The sequence below is a fragment of the Zoogloea oryzae genome, assembly GCF_030161255.1.
Taxonomy (GTDB): domain Bacteria; phylum Pseudomonadota; class Gammaproteobacteria; order Burkholderiales; family Rhodocyclaceae; genus Zoogloea; species Zoogloea oryzae.
The window spans coordinates 1-17,893 of the sequence record NZ_BSPX01000035.1 but is presented as its reverse complement, the minus strand read 5'-3'; the positions used below and the strand labels follow the sequence as shown (position 1 = coordinate 17,893).

Below are 17,893 nucleotides of genomic sequence, written 5' to 3'. Positions count from 1 at the left end.
TCAGTGGGAGTCAGTCGTCTTGCGGGCCGCCCATTTGACGGTCGAACGATTGGCGGATCAGTCCCATCACATAAGGCAGCTCATCAAGATTGCTCAAGCCTACTTCCACGTCGCCATTTCCCCAACGGCCCACGTTCGAGACGTCTTTGCACAAGCCCTTCGGATCGTCTAGTTCGTGAAATGGCATGTTTAGCGACAGACGCAGGCGCCTTACTTGCGGCACCACATCCACGAAGTTTGTCTCAGCCTTGTACGCCACATAGAGTTTCAAGAACTCTTCGCGAATGCAAGGATCTAGTGCCAAAACGGCTTGCCGAAACTCCTCGTACAGTGCCCGCATCGCGCCTGCTGCAAGGTGAGGGTGATCGTCAATGCTGTACTGGGTGTCTGCATCGAGGTCTCGCCAAATTGGATCGTATTGCCTCAGGACTTCGTCATCTAGTGCTGGCATTACCCATGTTTGGCTAGCCTTGAGGGCAAGTCGCTCTGCGCGTGCTTGAATTGCAGCCTCATCCCATCGGTTTGCTTCACCTAGTCCGAAGTTTAAATTCAGCGGGCTATATTTGAAGCCGATTTTATTGCCATCTTTCGACTCAATTTGTTCTTGTTTGTATTTGAACGAACTGTCGCTGTACTCGCTGTTGTAGCCTGTCAGTGTTAGGTTTCCCAGAGTGTGTAGCCAAGTTTGCTGCACGCGCTTCCACTCGGGGCCGAGTTCTGCCTTCCACTCCTCGGACAATTTTTCATTTTGAGGGAGAATGTGCTCGACGGTGTAGTCCTCGACAAGCACGCGCTCTTTGCGTCCAAAATTTTCTAGTCGGCGCAGCCAATAGCTACGGCTTCGGAAGTTGTACAGGTCTCGGATTTTGATTTCGCGTTGAAACTCCTCATTGCTCGGAAAGCGGCGATAAGAGGGAAGTATCAAAAAAGCTGCTTGCACGCTCTCAATATAGCGGTCCTTCTTGAGTGTTCTGCTCAGACCTGCAAACGTCTTGTTCAGCGAGTTAGTGGGAATGGCGCAGATGGCGCGGCGGAACACATAACTTTCCACCAAGCGAACAATCTGAACGACCTCGTCACCGGCCACGCGGCCCTGTTTGTAGTCGTGGTAAACGTCCAACAGGAACGGATACGCGACATCAACCTTAAGCTCGCGCAAGTCATGGAAAGCTTGCTTTAGCCCGGCGTTCGTCTCTGAACCCAAAGCCATGGCGCAGTAGTAAGTGGCATACGCATGGATGTCCGCCACCAAGTCACGGGTATCGCCAGTGAGGCTTCGGGCAAAGGCTTTGAACGCTACGTACACCTCGCGCACGTTGGGGATCTCACCCGTCTTGGTTGTGAGGTAGTGACGCATGAAGGCGTCGAAGTGGACTACGTAGGCGGCTTGACCAAATGCCTTCTCCATGGGGCGCCAGTACGTTTTGTAAAGCTCCGTTTGCAGCTTCGGTTCTAGCCCCATCAAAATGTAGTTGCGAATGAGGTCGGCCTGGCTGAGCTCCAGCCCGGTAGAGTTCATGCTTTCAAAGATCAACTGTGGGTTGTCTTGAGATCGATCTAAAGACACATCAACGATCACAAGCTTAGCTAGGCCCTGGCATATCGCCTCTAGTTCCCCTTGATGGGTGGCAATCAATTCTTGGAACAGTGCATAGTTTTCGGTAATGCGGGTGCTGGTCTCTGCAGGCATAGGCGCGCCTTGCAGAAGGGAGAGCAAAGTGTCTTTGTCGGTCTCGGACAGGATGAGTTTGAAATGACGCTCGCCCTCTTCGTCGGGGTTCAGCAAGTAATAGTTGCGCAGCTTCTTGTGTGAGAAGGTGTCGAGCAGTTCGCTAAGTCCTTGGGTCTCAAAGTGCTTGGCAAGCGCCGCTATGAGTAAGGTGCTGGTCGTCAGTCGCTGTTGTCCGTCAATGACCAGCAATGCCTCCTGGCTCGTGACGGACGACAACCCCCGCTCCACGTAGACGATGGAGCCGATGAAGTGTGCATTGACCTTCTCATCGCGACCTGCGCGCATCAGATCCGACCATAGCTGACGGCACTGGGCGGCGGTCCAGGAATAGTTGCGTTGGTAGATGGGGATAACGAACTGCGGAGATTTGCGCAAGAATTTGAGCAAATTGGCTTCGGTTGCTTTCACTTCTATCCCTTAGAGGTCTTGAGCGACTCGCTGACGCTCGGCCAGTAGAGCCTTGATTTCCAGGTTGACGGCGACCTGGCGGGCTATCTGCTTTTCCTTCGCGGCGGCGTTACGTGCAGTGGCGATGCGTACATCCAGTTCTGTGCATGCGCGTAGAGCCGCACGACGTTCTGCCGCTCGGGCAGGACTCTCGCTGGTCCTGAACTGCCCGGTTTGTTCCACGGCCTGCCACGCAGACAATGTGTCAAACCAGCCTTGATACAGAGCTTTCAGATGGAAGCGCGGTTGCCTACCCAGCGCCATGGCTTCCAGAAAGGCCCGACACTCTGGACCAGGCTTGATTGGGACGCTGATGGAGTCGCCATCCAGCACCGTCTTTCCCGCCTCACGCTGTGCCCAGCGGACGTGAACGACGGATGCTACCAACTGGTGGCCGTGCTCGAGTAGAAGTACCGTGGGGTACGGAACCGCACGGTGAATCAGCTCAGCCACGCGTCGAACGTTAGTGCTGACCGCTGCTGGGGCCTGCGGGCTTCGATGTTGGTCAGTCGCTACTACCTCGGTTCGGAGCCTTGCAACCAAAACAGTTACTTCCAGATAGCTGCGAAGCTCGTCTTCGTAAGCTGGAATGCCGACATTTGAGGGCTTGAGGGCCGCGTGCCAAGCTAACTCGTCAATCCCGTCCTGCACGAGCTTTCTGTCTGCGGACGTAGCTGCTCCGTTCTCGGCCAGCATTTTCTTGGGGATGCGTTGCTGAACGAGTGCGGACGACGGCAGTGCGAGTGCAGCCAGGAGTTCGTTGGCGGTAAGCGGTGCGATGTTCATGCTAACGGTGTTTCCGAGCCGTTCGGCAACACAATGAGGAATGCCACGACCTCGAAGTCGTTGGTGCCAGCAAACTCACCTTTCATCGCATGAGTCCCACCAGGTGAAAACAAGCTTGCTACGGCGCGTTCTTCGGACTTTCCGGCGATGGATGCAACCGCAGCAGCCAAGAGCTTTTGTGCCTGCCGCATGTCTTCGCCATGCCGAGTGATCTTGTCGAAGCGGGCGCACGCAGTGGCGTCGGGGAAGTCGCGCCCAACACACAGGCGCTTGAGCCGATCCAAGAATTGTTTAGCCTGGGTGTAGGGCAGCAGCACCGTTCCGTCGTCACCTACATGCACCAAGTAGTGAGGGGACAACGGGTAGTTGGGGTCAATCACTCTTGCAGCTGCGGTGCCCTCGGCGCGCAGACAGAACAAAACCCCCGGAGTAATGTCGGCATCAATGCTGCTGGTGACTGCAAAGGACCCTAGGGGCATGGCTTCCAGCTTGGAAGGGTGTTCGCGTGCGTACTCGGATAGATCGATGCGGAAGTCAGTCAGAGTGAGGTCCGTGATAGCAACGCCGCTGGAGAGGTCCTCTAGGTCGATCACGGTCTCCTGGAGCTTTAGCAACTGGTTGCGCCGGTATTCCAGATCGTTCATCTGGTTGCCGGATTGTTGCTCGATGATGTTCTCTTCGCCCGTCGCGGAGATGTCCAGAAGGACCATCCGGCCGCTTACGCGCTGCTCCAGGTTGATGTACTCCTCCAACTCCATGTTGGGCCAGAAGTTCACCAGCTGGATGCGGCTGTTGGTCGAACCGATTCGGTCGATTCTGCCAAAACGCTGAATGATCCGAACCGGATTCCAGTGGATGTCATAGTTGATGAGCCAGTCGCAGTCTTGCAGGTTTTGGCCCTCACTGATGCAATCGGTGGCAATGAGCAAGTCCAGCTCGCCTTCATTCGCGAGTTCTGCAGGGCGCTCCTTGGAGCGTGGTGAGAACGCGGTCAATATGCTAGTTAGATCACGGCGCAGGCTTGGCAGTGTGGTTTGATTACGACCGGCGCCGGTAACTAGTGCTGACTCAATGCCCAAATCTGCTTTGGCCCATCCGGCTAGATGCTCATACAGGTAGTTGGCAGTGTCGGCGAACGCCGTAAACACGATCACCTTGCGGTTGCCAGGGTTGATTGGCTGCGAGCATTTTATTGCGATGAGATCGCGGAGCTTTTGAAGCTTGTCGTCCCGAGAAGGACTGACTTGTTCGGCTGCTGCGTAGAGCGTTGCCAAACGGTTACGGTCCTCAATCAGGTCTTGTTTCCAGCGCAGCAGATCAACGTCAGTGAGCAGTACTTTGACCTTGCGACCTACCAGAAGCGACTCAAATGCAGGGTCGTCGATATCTACGCCGGCAATGTCCAGCTCTTCGATCTCTTCCTGGTGAGCGTCGATACGGGCCAACATGCCTTCCACATCTCGCAACTGGCGTTGAACCGTCAGAGCGAACGACGAGACGGCACTTTCCATGCGCTTGAGAACGTTAACGCGGAGCAGGTGGATCAAGCTTTCCTCGCGGTCAACCTGCCGGAAGAAGCTCGTGCCACCCCGAACTTGTGTGCTGTACTTCTCGTCGTAAGCGTCCTGCTTGTGGGGCAGTACATAGCGAAGGGGGGCGTACGCAGAGAGATTGAGTCGTCTGATCTCGAGGTTGATGTCGCGAATCGAGCGGAACTCACCTGCCCGGTCTACATCCGCTTTGATGTTGATCGGCGGAAGGCGATCTGGGAACCGCCCGGTTTCAGCTGTACCGTAGTATTTCTCGATGTGACGGCGTGACCGGGCGATGGTCAGATGGTCGAGCAAGGCGAAGTAGTCAAACCCGAGCATTTCTACCAGCAGGGCGGGCGTTTTGTCCTCTGAGGGCAAATCTAGCCAGCGATTGAAGGCTTTTTGTGCGCGGCGAGTGGTGCTGTCTATGCTGGCAATGCCATGCTCGAACAGTGCCGTATCGTCGCCTTCCGTCACAAAGGCAATCTGGTTGCGAAGGTCTGCCAGACGATTGTTCACTGGCGTGGCCGAGAGCATCAGCACCCGCGTCTTCACACCTTCGCGGATGATCTTGCGCATCAAGCGGTCGTAGCGCGTTTCCCTGCCTTTGTTGGCGGCCTTGTTACGGAAGTTGTGCGACTCGTCGATCACCACGAGGTCGTAGTTGCCCCAATTCACGTGGGACAGATCGATGTCCCCCGAGTGGCCGCCGTCACGGGTGAGGTCGGTGTGGTTGAGAACGTCGTAGTTCAGTCGATCAGACGCTAAGACGTTCCGTCTGTCGTTGGCCTTGTAGAGCGTCCAGTTGTCTCGCAGGCGTTTGGGGCAAAGTACCAGGACACGGTCGTTACGTAGTTCGTGATACTTGATAATGGCCAGGGCCTCGAACGTCTTACCCAGGCCGACGCTGTCTGCAATGATGCAGCCGCCAAACCGTTCCAACTTCTCGATGGCGCCAACGACACCGTCACGCTGGAATTTGTAGAGCTTTTTCCAAACCACGGTGTTACGGATACCCGTGGCCGATTTGACGATTTTCTCTTCGTCCAGGCCTTCGGTTGCGAACAGTTGTTGAAGTACTAGTGCATAGAGGCTAGCTGCATCGCGGTGCGTGGCGAGACCTCTGACTGCGAGCATCAGAGACGTTTTGGCGTCCGGGAGGTCTTCAAGCTGTGACCAGTGCGCGTCGAACCATTGACTCAACATGCGCGCCTCAGCCTGGTTTTCCGAAGCCTGAATTAAGTTCAACGGGTTGCCCGGCGTGATGCCCAACCCCTCAGTGTTGAATCCGAACGAACCAAGCACAGACTGCTGAGGAATCCCCACTTGATCTCGCAAGACCACAGTGCCTTGGGGGATGGAGTCTTTCGCGCTGCGAACATCAGCCTTAGCCCCCAGCCAACCCATCAGCGTACGTGCCAGCCAATGCGCTTGGAGCTTGTTACGAGCAGCTCGGTCTGAAGATGTGCCCAGTAGGCCGAGGTGGTCTTGGGGGCCTAGGAGGGGAGGTGCATCTGGTGGGGGAGGAACGACTAGGCGCGTGTGGTCGAGAAGCGGCAACTCATTCATCAGTTCAGCAAACGCAAAGAGTGAGAACGACTCTGACACCATGTCTAGCTTGTGGCCTCGCTTGAGGCATGGGCGAACCAAGTCCAAAACCCTGTCTGTTCCCGCGTTGCTGATGAACTTCATCGCCTTGGACTTCCTCAAGCTGCAACAAAGACGAAATCATAAATCAGATACATACACATGGGATTTCGAGCGGGCTAGACAGTCGTATTTTTGCGGCTCCGAGCAGGTAAGCCGGGTCTGTGGGTGAGAGGTTTGACGTTCTCAGAGCTCAGGAGGGGCGTTGCTGAAACCTGTAAGGTAGGCCAACGAAGCCCCGTTGCCGCGAAGCCGACAGACGTCAGGTGGAGATGAGGAGGGGCTAACGCCAGAGGTCTGCGTTCGCATTGTTGCTAAACAGCTCTGCGTCCCTGATGTACCGCTGCAGCATCGAGTCTGACGCGTGCCCAGTTTGAGCTCTAATCCGAGTTGTCGGCGCGCCACTTTGCGCCGCAGCGGTGACGAACCCAGCCCGCAGGCTATGCCCTGACAGCCGGGATGCGTCAATGCCGGCCTCGATGGCTCGTTGCTTGATGATGAGCGATACGGACTGGCCGCTAAGCCGACTGGGCATGACGTGGTCGAAGCGGTTCACTGACCGAAAGAGCGCACCGGAAGTGATGCCCGCAGCCTTCAGCCAGTTCTCGAGATGCTGCACCGGGCAGTACTTACTTCTCCGCAGGTTCGCATCGGCCTGCATACGAGGTATGGCAACGAGTCGCCCACGCTGATCCTGATCTGTCTTGCTGCGTCTGATGTTTGCGATGACGCCTTGCTCGCAGAACTGCAGATCCTCAACGTTGAGCGCGACGAGTTCCGAGCGCCGCATTGCAGAAGCGAAGCCGAACAACAGTAGTGCCGCATCCCGCTTGCCGCGCAGCCCCCTCAGTTTGCGTACCATTTTGAGCAAGTCTTCGTACTTCAGCGCCGCAGCCTGCTTAACAGCAGTGCCAACCGTGCGCCTGATTCCCTTGAGCGTAGCGCGAACAAGCAGAGCATCTGTGGGGTTTGCATGTCCCTGTGCCGTATGTGCATGTCCGATTGCTACGAGTCGTCTGGAAAGCGTTGAGTTTGAGAGCTTTCGTGCGTGATCTGCAATATAGCGCGCAATCATGGCTGGTGGCGCGGGTATTGTGCCGCCCCATGCCTCGAAGTGCGCTAAATCCGCGCGATACGCCCGCTTTGTGTTATCAGAGAACGCAGAAGTCAGGTATTGCCGTATTTCTGCATCAAGCTCGTGGTCTGCCATCAACGCAAGCAGTGCATTGTTTGAAAATACGTCATTCTGTTCAATGTGCGCTTTGCGCCGAGCGTCGCTATTGTTGTTGCGTGTTTTCATTTCTGCATGCTCTATTCAATCGTTACGTATTTTGCGCAGGTCATCAGTAGATGATCGTAATCGTGCGCTGTTGCTTCTTCGATAAAATTAACAGCAAGCTCGGGCTTGTCGCTTTGCAAGATTGCGCGACGTACGAGACCGAGAATAAGAAACGCGTTGCCGTCTTTGCTTGAGAGTTCTACGATTGCGTTTGTGAGCGGTTCTGCGTCAAAAAGTTTGTTGTCTTTCATTGTGTTCTTTCAATGCGCTGATGAGCGAAGTCAGTACTCGCAAGTCAATTTGCTAATGACTGTTATCGCTAGTTGGCGCAAAAGTAGTGATCAGCGTTGATGCGCTCAGTGCGCATTTGTTCGATGACGTGTTCGACGCATCTCCGGGGCGCAAACTCGAGAATCTGCATAAATTCGGAAGACCATGTGTGAGATAGCGATATATCGCTCCCTCAGAGCTTCAGCCGGATTTATGCAGATTCTCGAGTTTGCGCCCCGGAGAGCGTCATCTCAGTAGATGAACGATTGCGCGTTTAGCGCAAGCAAACGGATGTTCGGAGCGTGCTCAGTATTCAGACGGCAGTAGCAGCGTCGTTACGCTTCGATCTGCTTCAGTGATGATCCAGAGCCGTTCTGCTTGAGTGCCGAGCGGATAGCTAGAAAGAATGCGAAAGCCGTGTTGAACAGCTTCGCGATTTGCAGTGACATCATCTGGGTGAATATCGCCCCAGTCACCCGCTTGATGACGTTGCAGAAGTGCGAAAGCGTTCGTTGCGCTGCGATCAAGAAGATCAAGCGCGCCGTGAGTGGCAACAACTTGACCGAGTGGGAAGAGCGACTTCGGACGGTTCGAGTTTGAGAATTCAAAGTTCATGATGAGTCGAGGCTCCTTTTCAGAAGGCGAGCGAAAGCAGACAAAGTCGCGAAAGCGCGTTTGTCGATCTGAGGTGAGAACGGGGACTGGTTACTGCAGGAGAGGGCGGATCTACATCGGCACAGGATGTGCTGACGCTTTACTATTTGGAAGGGGGCGTAAGGTGCGTTTGATGGAAGCGGTTAGTAGCTGGGTACGAAACCGATTCCCTGGGTAGCGTTTCCGCGTTTCAGTTTGCACTCCTCTATCAAGCCATTTAGAAGCTCCTCGGGCGAAAGCTGTTTCTTTCCGAAGAGTTTGGCTCCGCGGCTGACGGTCGTGAAGTCGCCTGGGGTGAGCGTCGTCAGCGTATCAAGGACACCGCGAAATCGAGTGTTTTCTGATACGCCGAGTTTCTGAGGCATGTAACGAAGGAAGAGGCGCCAACGCTGCTCGGGCTTCAGGTAGTCAAACTTGATCTTGAGCACGAATCGGCGCATCGCTGCGCTGTCGAGCGAGGTCATTGCGTTTGTCGAGCAGATGAAGAGCCCGTCGAACTGTTCCATCTGAACAAGGAGTTCGTTGACTGCAGTGACATCCCAGTGCTGTTTTGCACCTTGCCGTGCGCTTAGAAAGCTGTCTGCCTCGTCGAGCAGGAGGAGGGCGCTGGTGTCGGCCGCGTGGGCAAACATCTTGGCAATCCGGGCTTCGGTCTCGCCAACGTAGGGGCTCAGAATGTCCGATGCACGCTTGGCGTGGATCGGCATCCCGAGTTCCGATGCGAGATGGTGGGCCAGGACTGTCTTTCCGGTGCCGGGCGGGCCATAAAAGCACATTGCGCCGCGACAAGAGGTTTGATCGCTGCGTAGCGCCGGGATGAGTGCGCTGACGTCATGACTTGTGTTCAAGAATTCAAGCGAGTACGTTTCTGCGCCCGTGCGGGCTTGTACGCGCTTCTGATCGAGCAGAGACATACTGCGCTCTATGACTTGCTCTGCGATGTCGTGACGTGCTGTTTTGTCGTCGCAACCGACTACGTGGAGAACCTTCGCAAGCTTGCTGATCTGTGCCGCACTCAGCTCGTCTTGCTGGGCGAGGTGTTCAAGGAATGTGGGCGGTAGTCGATGCTTCTGCAGGTGACGTTTAGCGATGCGGCGGCGAACTTGAATCGGGGGAATGGCGAGTTCTATCGAGTAGTCAAAGCGGCGCAGGTAGGCTTTGTCGATGTGGCTGATCTCGTTGGCAATCCAGATCGTGGGTACTGGGTTGGTTTCTAGCAGACGGTTGATGAAGAGCTTTCCCGGCCATTTTTGAGCCGCAACACTCGATGGACTGACCATGTCTGGATCGGGAAACACATCTTCAATCTCATCAAACAAGATCAGTGCCGTGGTGCATTGAAGGAAACGTTGGGAAAGCCGGAAGTACGACAGGCGATCTGAGCCGGAGATCGAGTCTTCGCTGTCGTTGCATGCTCGAACTTGATACAGCGGCGTTTTGATCACGCTGGCGAGCCAGCGGGCGTATTCTGTCTTGCCCGTTCCAGGCGGCCCGTAGATCAGCACATTGATTCCGGTAACGCCTTGCTGAATCCCCTCTGCCAAGTAGGTGTGCAAGAGGTCTGTCTCGGCACCCAGGTGCTCGAAGTCATGAGCGCGCAGCGTGGGTTTGGGGCTTGGCTCAAGCACAACTTTCATCAGCGACTCAATGCTATCTGCTTCGCTGAGCAGCGCGTCTTTGATTCCTCGGGGAATCTTGATATTCACGCCGATTCTTTCCGGACGAAGCTCTTGCGCTAACAAGCCTGTCGCGAACAGAGTGCTGCTGGACTGTACGTGCGCATTGATTATCTCTCGCTCTATTGAGAGTGCAACTGACATGAGCCGCACGAGTGCGTCTTTGTCCATAATCACTACGCTTGACAATAGGTCTGCCAGCACAAAATGATGATCCACCAACACAAAGAACGTCAGGATCGCTTCTTCGATGTCCGTCAGGCTGAGCAGTCTCCCGAGCATGCTGATGTTGCGTTGTAAACGCGTGGTGCGCTTTTCCGTCATGGTGTTGAGCTGGGGCAGCTGTACTTTCAGTAATTGAAGCGCCTTAGCCTTCGGAATGTTGCCTTCGCTGGGCGATATGCCAACAAGAGTGCGAATCTCTTCTGTATAGAGACTGTCGTTGAATACTCTGATAGGAACAATTTGCTTCTGCAGCATGCGTGCAATGTAAAGCGCAGCGAGAGCATCCGTGTCAGAGACGTGAACGGGCCTCACCGACGCAAAAGTTGCGTTCATAGTGATCTTTCAGAAGAGAGGGGGAGCGAGAAGAGGGGCTGCGAGTGAGCGTTGCGCTCTAGAGACAGTCAGAGTCAGAAGACTTTAACAACTATATCCAATATACAATACTTGACTGTTTTTGTCAAGTATTGTATGGGTGTGCTTCAAGCATCGCTGATGTGTCTACTTATCAAATCGCTGCGTGTGGCTATTCGATTGACTGTATTCTTTGCGTTATGTTAGCTTGGCTATGTCTATAACGAAAGGAATGCTAATGAGCGCGGTTGATGAACTGAAGGCTAAGCTTGCAACGCTTAATGAGCAGCTTGCGACGCTGACTGTTGAAAAGGTTAAGGTTGAGGCTGAGTTGAAGGACGCTGAGCGCGCATTCAAAAAGTCTGCGCTGAATGAAATTTTTGAAAAAATGAATGCTCTCGGTATCGATAAGAGCGAGATTGCTGAGATTCTAGGCTTGACGGTTGCGGCGCATAAGAAGAGAAAGGCTCGTGCGGAGAAGGGACTGGTTGAAAAGAAGGCAAAAGGGGTCCCCAAGTATCGTAGCTTTGACGATTCTGCTATGACTTGGACAGGGAAGGGGCGTAAGCCGGGATGGGTTCAAGTATATCTCGATAGGGGTGGTGATCTTGAGAGCCTTTTGATTAAAGACTGAGAATAAAAATGTCACCGTCCGGCTCTATTCTTGGCCATGACTTTCAGTTTGCGGACGCCGGACGCTGCCCAGGGAGCAATAACTCTGTTGTCTGACTCTGTGCGTGGGTGAGGACGTTCCTATAGCAGGTGAAGAGTTTACTTTGTTACTAAAAAGTGCGTTGGTTACCGTGCACTCTATTCGGCCGCGTAGCGGGTACTTGGATGCCTGAAAAATGCTCGAACAATGTCGGGAGTTTTCTGCAGTGAGCGCATGAAGCGCATCGCAAGCTTCTTCATCTGCCCGGGCCCCTTGACGATGCTGCGGCCCAGTTTGCGACTCTTCAGATGCGCCTAGGCGTGCTCGTCGGGGTTCAGAGAGGGCGAGTAAATGGGCAAACGAAACAGGCGCAGTTTCCTTCGATCTCTTCGGCGAACTTCCGGACCTATGCACTGCGATGCACCGGATGACCATCAACGACCAGGAAGATCGGACGGGGCGAGCCCTGCATCAGGCGTTTCGGAAACTCGATGAAGACGTCGGCCGTAACGTTCCCCTTCGGTGCACATGAACCGGAACTAGCTCGTCGGACTGATGGCCGAAATCAGATTGAGCTTGAAGCGGGCGCCGGTCGTTTTTACCACCGGTGTCACGCCCACCGGGGCCCACGTCGTGCCGGTGTGATAGTCCGACAATACTGCGGCTTCGTCTCCGAAGAAGATATCCGCTACGACCGCCTTGGCTTTCGCGCGAATGCGCGGAAATTCGTGTCTTATCCACTCGGTGACCAGCGCCGGGTCGCGCTGGTAGGCGCGCATCAAAGGCGGCATGCGCATGAGGCGCAGCTCGCCGCCTGGGAAGATTGCTACAGGGAGGCGATGCTGGGCATCAGACTGGCTCATGACGGTAAGTGCAATGGCCCTGGATGCGATCATTTATGGCTTCAATTAACGCCGAAGCTGCTCAAAATACTCAAGATATATCGTTTTCACAACTTGAGGTTCATTGGCGGCGATCGTCGATCTGCGAAACTCGTATTGAATATCGCTATCCGGCTCGGCGGTCTTGTCGCTATGCTTATCTCCCTCGGTCCTTGCCTCGCCGAGTAGCCTGCTGATTTGCCCTTCAGGATCTTGTGCAACTGCTTGAAGCTCCTTGTTACTGTTATGGCACGTGCCAGTGTCCCACTGTGCTTCTCGTATCGCCCATACCGCCGCATCAGAAACACTTGAAGCTATCGCCAATCGCACGGCAGAAGGTACAATCATTGCGTTCCCTTTTCCTAGCGAGTCGAATCCGGAGAAGGAGTAGCCATAGCGAAAGAACGAGATGTGACCGCTTGGCTTGTAGTTCAGATCAAGCAAGCAAATGCTCTCAGGATCACCAAAAAAATCCTTTCTTGTTATGGTTATTCGACCAGGTGGCGGACCGAACAATATATAGTCATCGTCTGGATAGACTTTCGTGTTTCTGGCCAGAACAACCAGCAAAGCAGCAAGGCGATCGGCCTCCGTTTCGAGATCCTGGAGTGCAGCGCCAGATTGGAGGCGGTCGTAGTGCTGCAATGCCCGATGAGCAATCTCATGAGCTACAACAAAACTAATCGCATCATCGTAGGATTGGCTTGCTTTCACGCTGGAGTACATGGCAACCCAGTCTTCCAGCGCGGAGTTCATTACGGTATATGCTGATTGGAGGCTCAGGCCTGTTCCGGCAATCGCTTTGGCACCGGCGTCAATCGCGCTCAATGTAGGGCTTGGGATCGAGCGTAGAAATCGCGTTCGATTCTGCAGCAGCTTGTCTAAAGCTTCTTTTTGACTGACTTTCAAAGCTGTAGCGTCAAGTGAATCGCTGCCGTCAATCAGACTCGTTAGCAGCACCCCGCGATAAATTGCTTGAACAACTCTGACGTCAATCTCAATCTCCCCGTTCGTTGCGACGAGGGCAACGGCCTGGCCGGAGTTTAAGAGCCGCACACGTTGCCGCTCAACATTGTTTAGATTCCTTTTGAAAATCCTTGCGAGCGGTTTCGCGTTGGAATGAAGCGCTCGCAGAAGTATGGCTGATTGAGCCTCAAGATCCTTGGTGATGCGATCAAGAGATTCCTGTGATAGCGGTGGGAGCTGTTCGATATCATCCGGAACGCCGTCGGGATAGAAGATCAAGGTGCTTGATCCGATAAAACTCCTCTGTTCAGACACTTGCCTCCCGAAGTTCATCGCCGTGTTCGCGGCCTCGCTGGCGAGTTGCATCGTCGTGCAGGCGGGGCACAAGGTAAGGGAGACCAGAATGGTGATGAAGGCCTTTGACGCTCGCTTCATAGCTCCACCTATGTTCTTTGTTGTGGCCTAGCTGAGGGACGCCACGGCGCGGCGTTATAAGCCGAGAATGCTGGCAGAAATTGGGGTTCTTTCAATCAAATACTGACCTGGGCCAGCGCCGAGAGCAGGGCGAATCACAATCTTCTCAGCTTTAAACCACACATTCAAAGGTTTAGAGAAGGTGCGATTCATTTCCAAGATGTCGCCCCCAGAAACCTTTGCGTCGCCGGAGTAGCCGGCAGCTTTCAGAACCTTTACGTCCAGTTCAGCAGAGGCGAGCCAGTTCTTATCTACCTTGTAAGACAGCTCAGGAGTAGAAATCGTTTCGCGGATGAGGTAATAGACGCTCTCCCCGGTGGGCTTGGCTTGAGTCGCCCAGCCTCGAAGCGCAGCAGTGAGATCGTCATCTCGCACGTACTGCCGCCTTCCTGTGCTCGCCTCAATACTGACTGTTGTGGTTCGGGAGAGGTTGGCCTTTATTGATGCTGGAATCTTAGCAGTACTTGCTCCGAGAGCCTCCAAGAGGTTATTCATCGCCAAGACACGCGACGACGAATATTTTGGTAACGCCTCTTCTCCCTCGCGAACCTTGAAAGTGATTTCAGCCACCGGATATCGCTTCTTCTCCGCATCGATACGAAAAATCGTTCCCGGACCGTCAAAAGACCGGGGCGTAACGAAAGTCTCGAATCCTTCTGATTCAAGCGGTCCAACCGGCGGCGTAGGTGGTGTTGATGTGCACCCACCCAGTGCCAAAACAGCAGCTACAGTAAGTAACGTGACGGTACTCATGACACTCTCCCACGTTTGTATGCTTGATTAATAGATTTAATTTGTCATGCGACCGGAGGTTAAAAACTACTGACTATGTGCGTACCGTGGGTACGCGCTCGGAACTGTTCCTTTTTTATAGCAGAGAAGTGGTCGTCATGCAGATTGATTCGCTCCCGGTTTTGAAGATGCTCCCGCTCTTGTGATGATTGAGCTATGAAGAAGACTGCGATCTACCTCGCGGAAGTGGGTGAATGTTCGGTGCGGATGGTGTTCGAGCAGCGTAGTGGGCAATCGTCGCAATGGGGAGGCCCTCAAGATTCGGGACGACTGTATCGGTCAGTTCGTCTAGAAGCAGATCGAACGAACTGGTCGCGTCGTTCTCTTCAAGGAAGCGTTCGATGTCTTCTAGATTACGCTCAACGTTTCTGGTGACTTTGACCACGTGTTGCTCGGTCGGCATCGGTCAGTCGCTCGTCTTGAGTGCTCGGCGACGTTTGATTGCCTGCAAAGTAGTCGTGGCATCTGCAACGCGACCCGCTGCGACGTCGTCGAGTCCTTTGCTTGCTTCATCGAGCAACAGAAGATGGATGTGCGCCCGCTCGAGGCGGTGGTAGCGATCGAGTCGCTGAGCGTCGATCAGGGCAACGTAGCTCTCGCCGTTCTTCGTGATGATCTTCTCTGCGCCAGCATTGACCTGGTCGGCTAGCTCCGGCAGGTTGGCCCGGGCTTGGGAGAGCGAGATCACGTTATTTGCTGAGAAGGTCATGTCATGCTTCAACTAAGTGAGATGTATAAATGTAGTACAGCATTCTGCATCTTCAATCTTGCCGTCGAGGTAGTTCAGAGGTTGTGCGCCATCGTGTGAGGGAGCTGACGCAGACTGTCGTCGTCTGCTTGGCTGAGCCTCCGTAGTCCCTCGCCTTGTTGCGAGACGCCATGTACGCGAGCCGCTGTGGACACGTCGCGGGTGCTCAACCGATAATCAGCACGAAGCTCTTGAGCACACAGCATCTTCGTGAGCTAGCTCGCAGCAGAACGTGCCGCTGAGCACGTCAGCAGACGCTCTGCGAATGTGTGTAGCTGGATGTGTAGCTGCCGAAAACTGACTTCTAATTTATTTATAAAAAACAATATCTTATGTTGTTTTTTGATATTACTTTCTGCAATCTGTAATGACGACGTCCAGCAAACCCCGCGTGGTCAAGTGCCCGACCTGCCGCACCGACGTCGAGTGGGTGCCGGAGAACAAGTGGCGGCCGTTCTGTTCCGACCGTTGCCGGCTGATCGACCTGGGTGCCTGGGCGACCGATCAGTATCGGGTGGCGGGCGAGACGCCCCTCGACAACGACGCCGATCCCCTCAACCGGCCGCACTGAGCGGCCGGTTTTTCGTTTACCCCCAGATCGCCCGGATGCCGGCGATGCCGTGGGCGCCAGCAGCCTTGGCGTCCGACAGGTCGTTCGGCGTGAGCCCGCCCAGGGCGAGCACCGGCAGCGGCAGCCGTTCCACCAGTTTGCCGAAGGCATCCCAGCCCAGCCCGGCTTGCCCGGGATGGCTCTGGGTGGGCTTGACCGCGCCGAGGAGCGCGTAATCCAGGCCCAGGGCGGCGGCTTTTTCCAGCTCGGCTCGGTTGTGGCAGGACGCGCCGACCCATTCGAAATCGGGTCTTGCACCGATCTCCGCGAGCCGACGGGCCGGCAGGTGCAGGCCGTCGGCGCCGATGGAGCGGGCGAGTGCCGCGTCGTCATTGACGACGACGAGGGCGCCCGCCGCGTGGCAGCGGCCCACCACAGCGTGGGCGAAGGCTTCGCGCTCCGCGGTCGGCAGCGCCGCCTCGCGGAGCTGCACCAGCTTCAGGCCGCCGGCCAGGGCCTCGTCGAGCTGCGCCAGCTGGGCATTGACGCCCGCTTCCGCGGCGTGGGTGATGCCCATCGTGCGGGGCAGGCGCAGGGCCTTCAGGATGGGGCCGTTGGCGGGGAGCATCGGGCCCACGTCCATCGCGTCGGCGTGCTGCCAGGCGAGCGCCGAATGCACCTTGTCGTGGATGTCGCCACGCCATGCCGGCACCTCGAAGAAGTGCAGGCTCACGTGGGCGTGCTCGTACTCGTGCTCGCGGACGATCCACGGCCAGGCCACGTCCACCTTCATGCCCAACTCTTCGTCCAGCTCACGGACGAGCGCGTCGCGGGGCGTCTCGCCGGGCTCGACCTTGCCGCCGGGAAATTCCCAGTAGCCGGGGTAGAAGGTGTCGGGCGCGCGCTGGCCGAGGAGAAAGCTGCCGTCCGGGCGGGTGATGACGGCCGCGGCCACATGGACGATCTTGCGAGGTGCCTGACTCATGACTCGAAGCGCCCGGCGTAGTCGCGGGCGAACTGCCAGGCCACGCGGCCGCTGCGGGAGCCGCGCAGCAGCGCCCATTGCAGCGCGTCGCCGCGGGCGGCGGGTATCTCGCCGGCCGGCACGCCAAACTCGCCCAGCCAGTGATTGACCACCGCGAGGTACTCGTCCTGGCTGAAGGGGTAGAAGGAGATCCACAGCCCGAAGCGCTCGGAGAGGGAGATCTTCTCTTCCACCGCCTCGGCCGGATGCACTTCGCCGTCCACGTGCTTGGTGGCGGCGTTCTCCGAGAAGTACTCGGGCATCAGGTGGCGGCGGTTGGAGGTGGCGTAGATCAGCACGTTGTCGGGCACCGCGGCCAGCGAGCCGTCGAGCACGCTCTTCAGCGCCTTGTAGGCGGGCTCGCCGTCCTCGAAGGAGAGATCGTCGGTGAACAGGATGAAGCGCTCCGGGCGGTCCTGAACCAGCTCGACGATGTCGGGCAGGTCGATCAGGTCGTCCTTGTCCACCTCGATGAGGCGCAGCCCGGCGCCCGCGAATTCGTTGAGCAGCGCCTTCACCAGCGACGACTTGCCGGTGCCCCGGGCGCCGGTGAGGAGCACGTTGTTGGCGCGCTTGCCGGCCAGGAACTGGCGGGTGTTGGCGACGATGCGCGCCTTCTTCTCCTCGATGTCCTGCAGGTCGTCGAGGCGGATCTGGTGGGGGCGCGGCACCGGCACCAGGGCCTTGGCGTTGTTGCGGTTGCGCCAGCGGAAGGCGGTGGAGGCGCTCCAGTCGGGCGGCGCGGCGTCGGCCGGGAGGAAGCGTTCGAGGCGTTCGAGCAGGCGCTCGGCGCGGGAGAGGAACTGGTTGAGATCAGTCATCGGGGGTGTCATCCGTGTCGTTCTTGGGCGGGCTTCTCAGGGCCAGGGCCACGATGGCCAGCAGCACCGCAACAAGGCCCAGTTCAAGGCCGATCAGCCACATGGCGCATCCTTTGCGGGCCCGGCCAGGCGGGCCGGTGGTTATACTCGGGCGGGTAAAGATTGCCAGCCGCGAGTGTACCCCATCCATGTTCCACCCCCTTCGAGCCATCCCCGCTTCTCCTGCCCTGTCCCGTCTTTCTGCCACCTGCGCCGCGCTGCTGCTGGCGGCCTGTGCCGGCGCGCCGCGTCCGGTGAGCGGCCCGTCGGCGCCGGTGGTTCAACCGTCTGCACCGGTGTCGTCACCGGCCGTTACGGCGCCCGCGCCCACCGGTGGGGCGCCGGCG

The 17,893-nt window shown here is 56.4% G+C and carries 15 protein-coding genes and 1 pseudogene; 3 read left to right on the top strand and 13 right to left on the bottom strand.

Features of this window, described 5'->3' with window-relative positions; translation table 11 throughout:
• Window positions 1–10: 10 nt before the first annotated feature.
• The 7 genes from QQK25_RS12420 to QQK25_RS12390 all read right to left on the bottom strand — a co-directional run bounded on the left by QQK25_RS12420 (window position 11) and on the right by QQK25_RS12390 (window position 10,503).
• Window positions 11–2,140: a GmrSD restriction endonuclease domain-containing protein gene (locus QQK25_RS12420; protein ID WP_284188216.1), complete on the bottom strand. Its 2,130-nt coding sequence runs from the start codon at window positions 2,138–2,140 to the stop codon at window positions 11–13.
• A gap of 9 nt (window positions 2,141–2,149) precedes the next feature.
• Entirely contained in the window at window positions 2,150–2,965 is an 816-nt protein-coding gene (locus QQK25_RS12415; RefSeq protein WP_284188215.1) for a DUF4391 domain-containing protein, read from the bottom strand.
• Window positions 2,962–6,189, bottom strand: coding sequence for a helicase-related protein (locus QQK25_RS12410; protein ID WP_284188214.1), 3,228 nt, complete (start codon window positions 6,187–6,189; stop codon window positions 2,962–2,964). Before QQK25_RS12410 ends, QQK25_RS12415 begins: the two co-directional genes overlap by 4 nt.
• Window positions 6,190–6,427: 238 nt before the next feature.
• A complete protein-coding gene (locus QQK25_RS12405; RefSeq protein WP_284188213.1) occupies window positions 6,428–7,444 on the bottom strand; it encodes a site-specific integrase in 1,017 nt (338 codons plus the stop codon).
• An 11-nt stretch (window positions 7,445–7,455) separates the two neighbouring features.
• On the bottom strand, window positions 7,456–7,674 hold the full coding sequence (locus QQK25_RS12400; protein WP_284188212.1) for a hypothetical protein: 219 nt from the start codon (window positions 7,672–7,674) through the stop codon (window positions 7,456–7,458).
• Between the two features lie 325 nt (window positions 7,675–7,999).
• Entirely contained in the window at window positions 8,000–8,308 is a 309-nt protein-coding gene (locus tag QQK25_RS12395) for a hypothetical protein (RefSeq protein WP_169146425.1), read from the bottom strand.
• 182 nt (window positions 8,309–8,490) lie between these two features.
• Window positions 8,491–10,503 (bottom strand): AAA family ATPase, encoded by a 2,013-nt coding sequence (locus tag QQK25_RS12390; protein ID WP_284188211.1) that lies wholly within the window; start codon window positions 10,501–10,503, stop codon window positions 8,491–8,493.
• A gap of 334 nt (window positions 10,504–10,837) precedes the next feature.
• Between QQK25_RS12390 and QQK25_RS12385 the strand changes: the two genes are divergently transcribed.
• Window positions 10,838–11,233, top strand: coding sequence for an H-NS histone family protein (locus QQK25_RS12385; protein WP_284188210.1), 396 nt, complete (start codon window positions 10,838–10,840; stop codon window positions 11,231–11,233).
• Between the two features lie 557 nt (window positions 11,234–11,790).
• Here the strand turns inward: QQK25_RS12385 and QQK25_RS12380 are convergent.
• From QQK25_RS12380 to QQK25_RS12365, 4 genes are all read right to left on the bottom strand, one after another.
• The gene (locus QQK25_RS12380) at window positions 11,791–12,147 is read right to left on the bottom strand and encodes a hypothetical protein (RefSeq protein ID WP_284188209.1); all 357 of its coding nucleotides are present in this window, start codon (window positions 12,145–12,147) and stop codon (window positions 11,791–11,793) included.
• A 12-nt stretch (window positions 12,148–12,159) separates the two neighbouring features.
• Complete coding sequence (locus tag QQK25_RS12375; RefSeq protein ID WP_284188208.1) at window positions 12,160–13,533, bottom strand: M48 family metalloprotease; 1,374 nt, start codon at window positions 13,531–13,533, stop codon at window positions 12,160–12,162.
• Window positions 13,534–13,587: 54 nt separating this feature from the next.
• The gene (locus tag QQK25_RS12370; protein ID WP_284188207.1) at window positions 13,588–14,325 is read right to left on the bottom strand and encodes a hypothetical protein; all 738 of its coding nucleotides are present in this window, start codon (window positions 14,323–14,325) and stop codon (window positions 13,588–13,590) included.
• Between the two features lie 445 nt (window positions 14,326–14,770).
• A complete protein-coding gene (locus tag QQK25_RS12365; RefSeq protein WP_284188206.1) occupies window positions 14,771–15,073 on the bottom strand; it encodes a type II toxin-antitoxin system Phd/YefM family antitoxin in 303 nt (100 codons plus the stop codon).
• A gap of 406 nt (window positions 15,074–15,479) precedes the next feature.
• On the opposite strand from QQK25_RS12365, the gene QQK25_RS12360 reads away from it, so the two are divergent.
• Complete coding sequence (locus QQK25_RS12360) at window positions 15,480–15,683, top strand: DNA gyrase inhibitor YacG (protein ID WP_284188205.1); 204 nt, start codon at window positions 15,480–15,482, stop codon at window positions 15,681–15,683.
• Between the two features lie 16 nt (window positions 15,684–15,699).
• Here QQK25_RS12360 and QQK25_RS12355 read toward each other — a convergent pair whose 3' ends face one another.
• Both QQK25_RS12355 and QQK25_RS12350 read right to left on the bottom strand, forming a co-directional pair.
• Window positions 15,700–16,647 carry a Nudix family hydrolase gene (locus tag QQK25_RS12355; protein WP_284188204.1) on the bottom strand — a complete coding sequence of 316 codons (948 nt, stop codon included), beginning with the start codon at window positions 16,645–16,647 and terminating at the stop codon, window positions 15,700–15,702.
• The gene (locus tag QQK25_RS12350) at window positions 16,644–17,507 is read right to left on the bottom strand and encodes an ATP-binding protein (protein WP_284188203.1); all 864 of its coding nucleotides are present in this window, start codon (window positions 17,505–17,507) and stop codon (window positions 16,644–16,646) included. Before QQK25_RS12350 ends, QQK25_RS12355 begins: the two co-directional genes overlap by 4 nt.
• A gap of 188 nt (window positions 17,508–17,695) precedes the next feature.
• Here QQK25_RS12350 and QQK25_RS12345 point away from each other — a divergent pair.
• A pseudogene (locus QQK25_RS12345) lies at window positions 17,696–17,893 on the top strand (hypothetical protein); the annotation flags it as partial.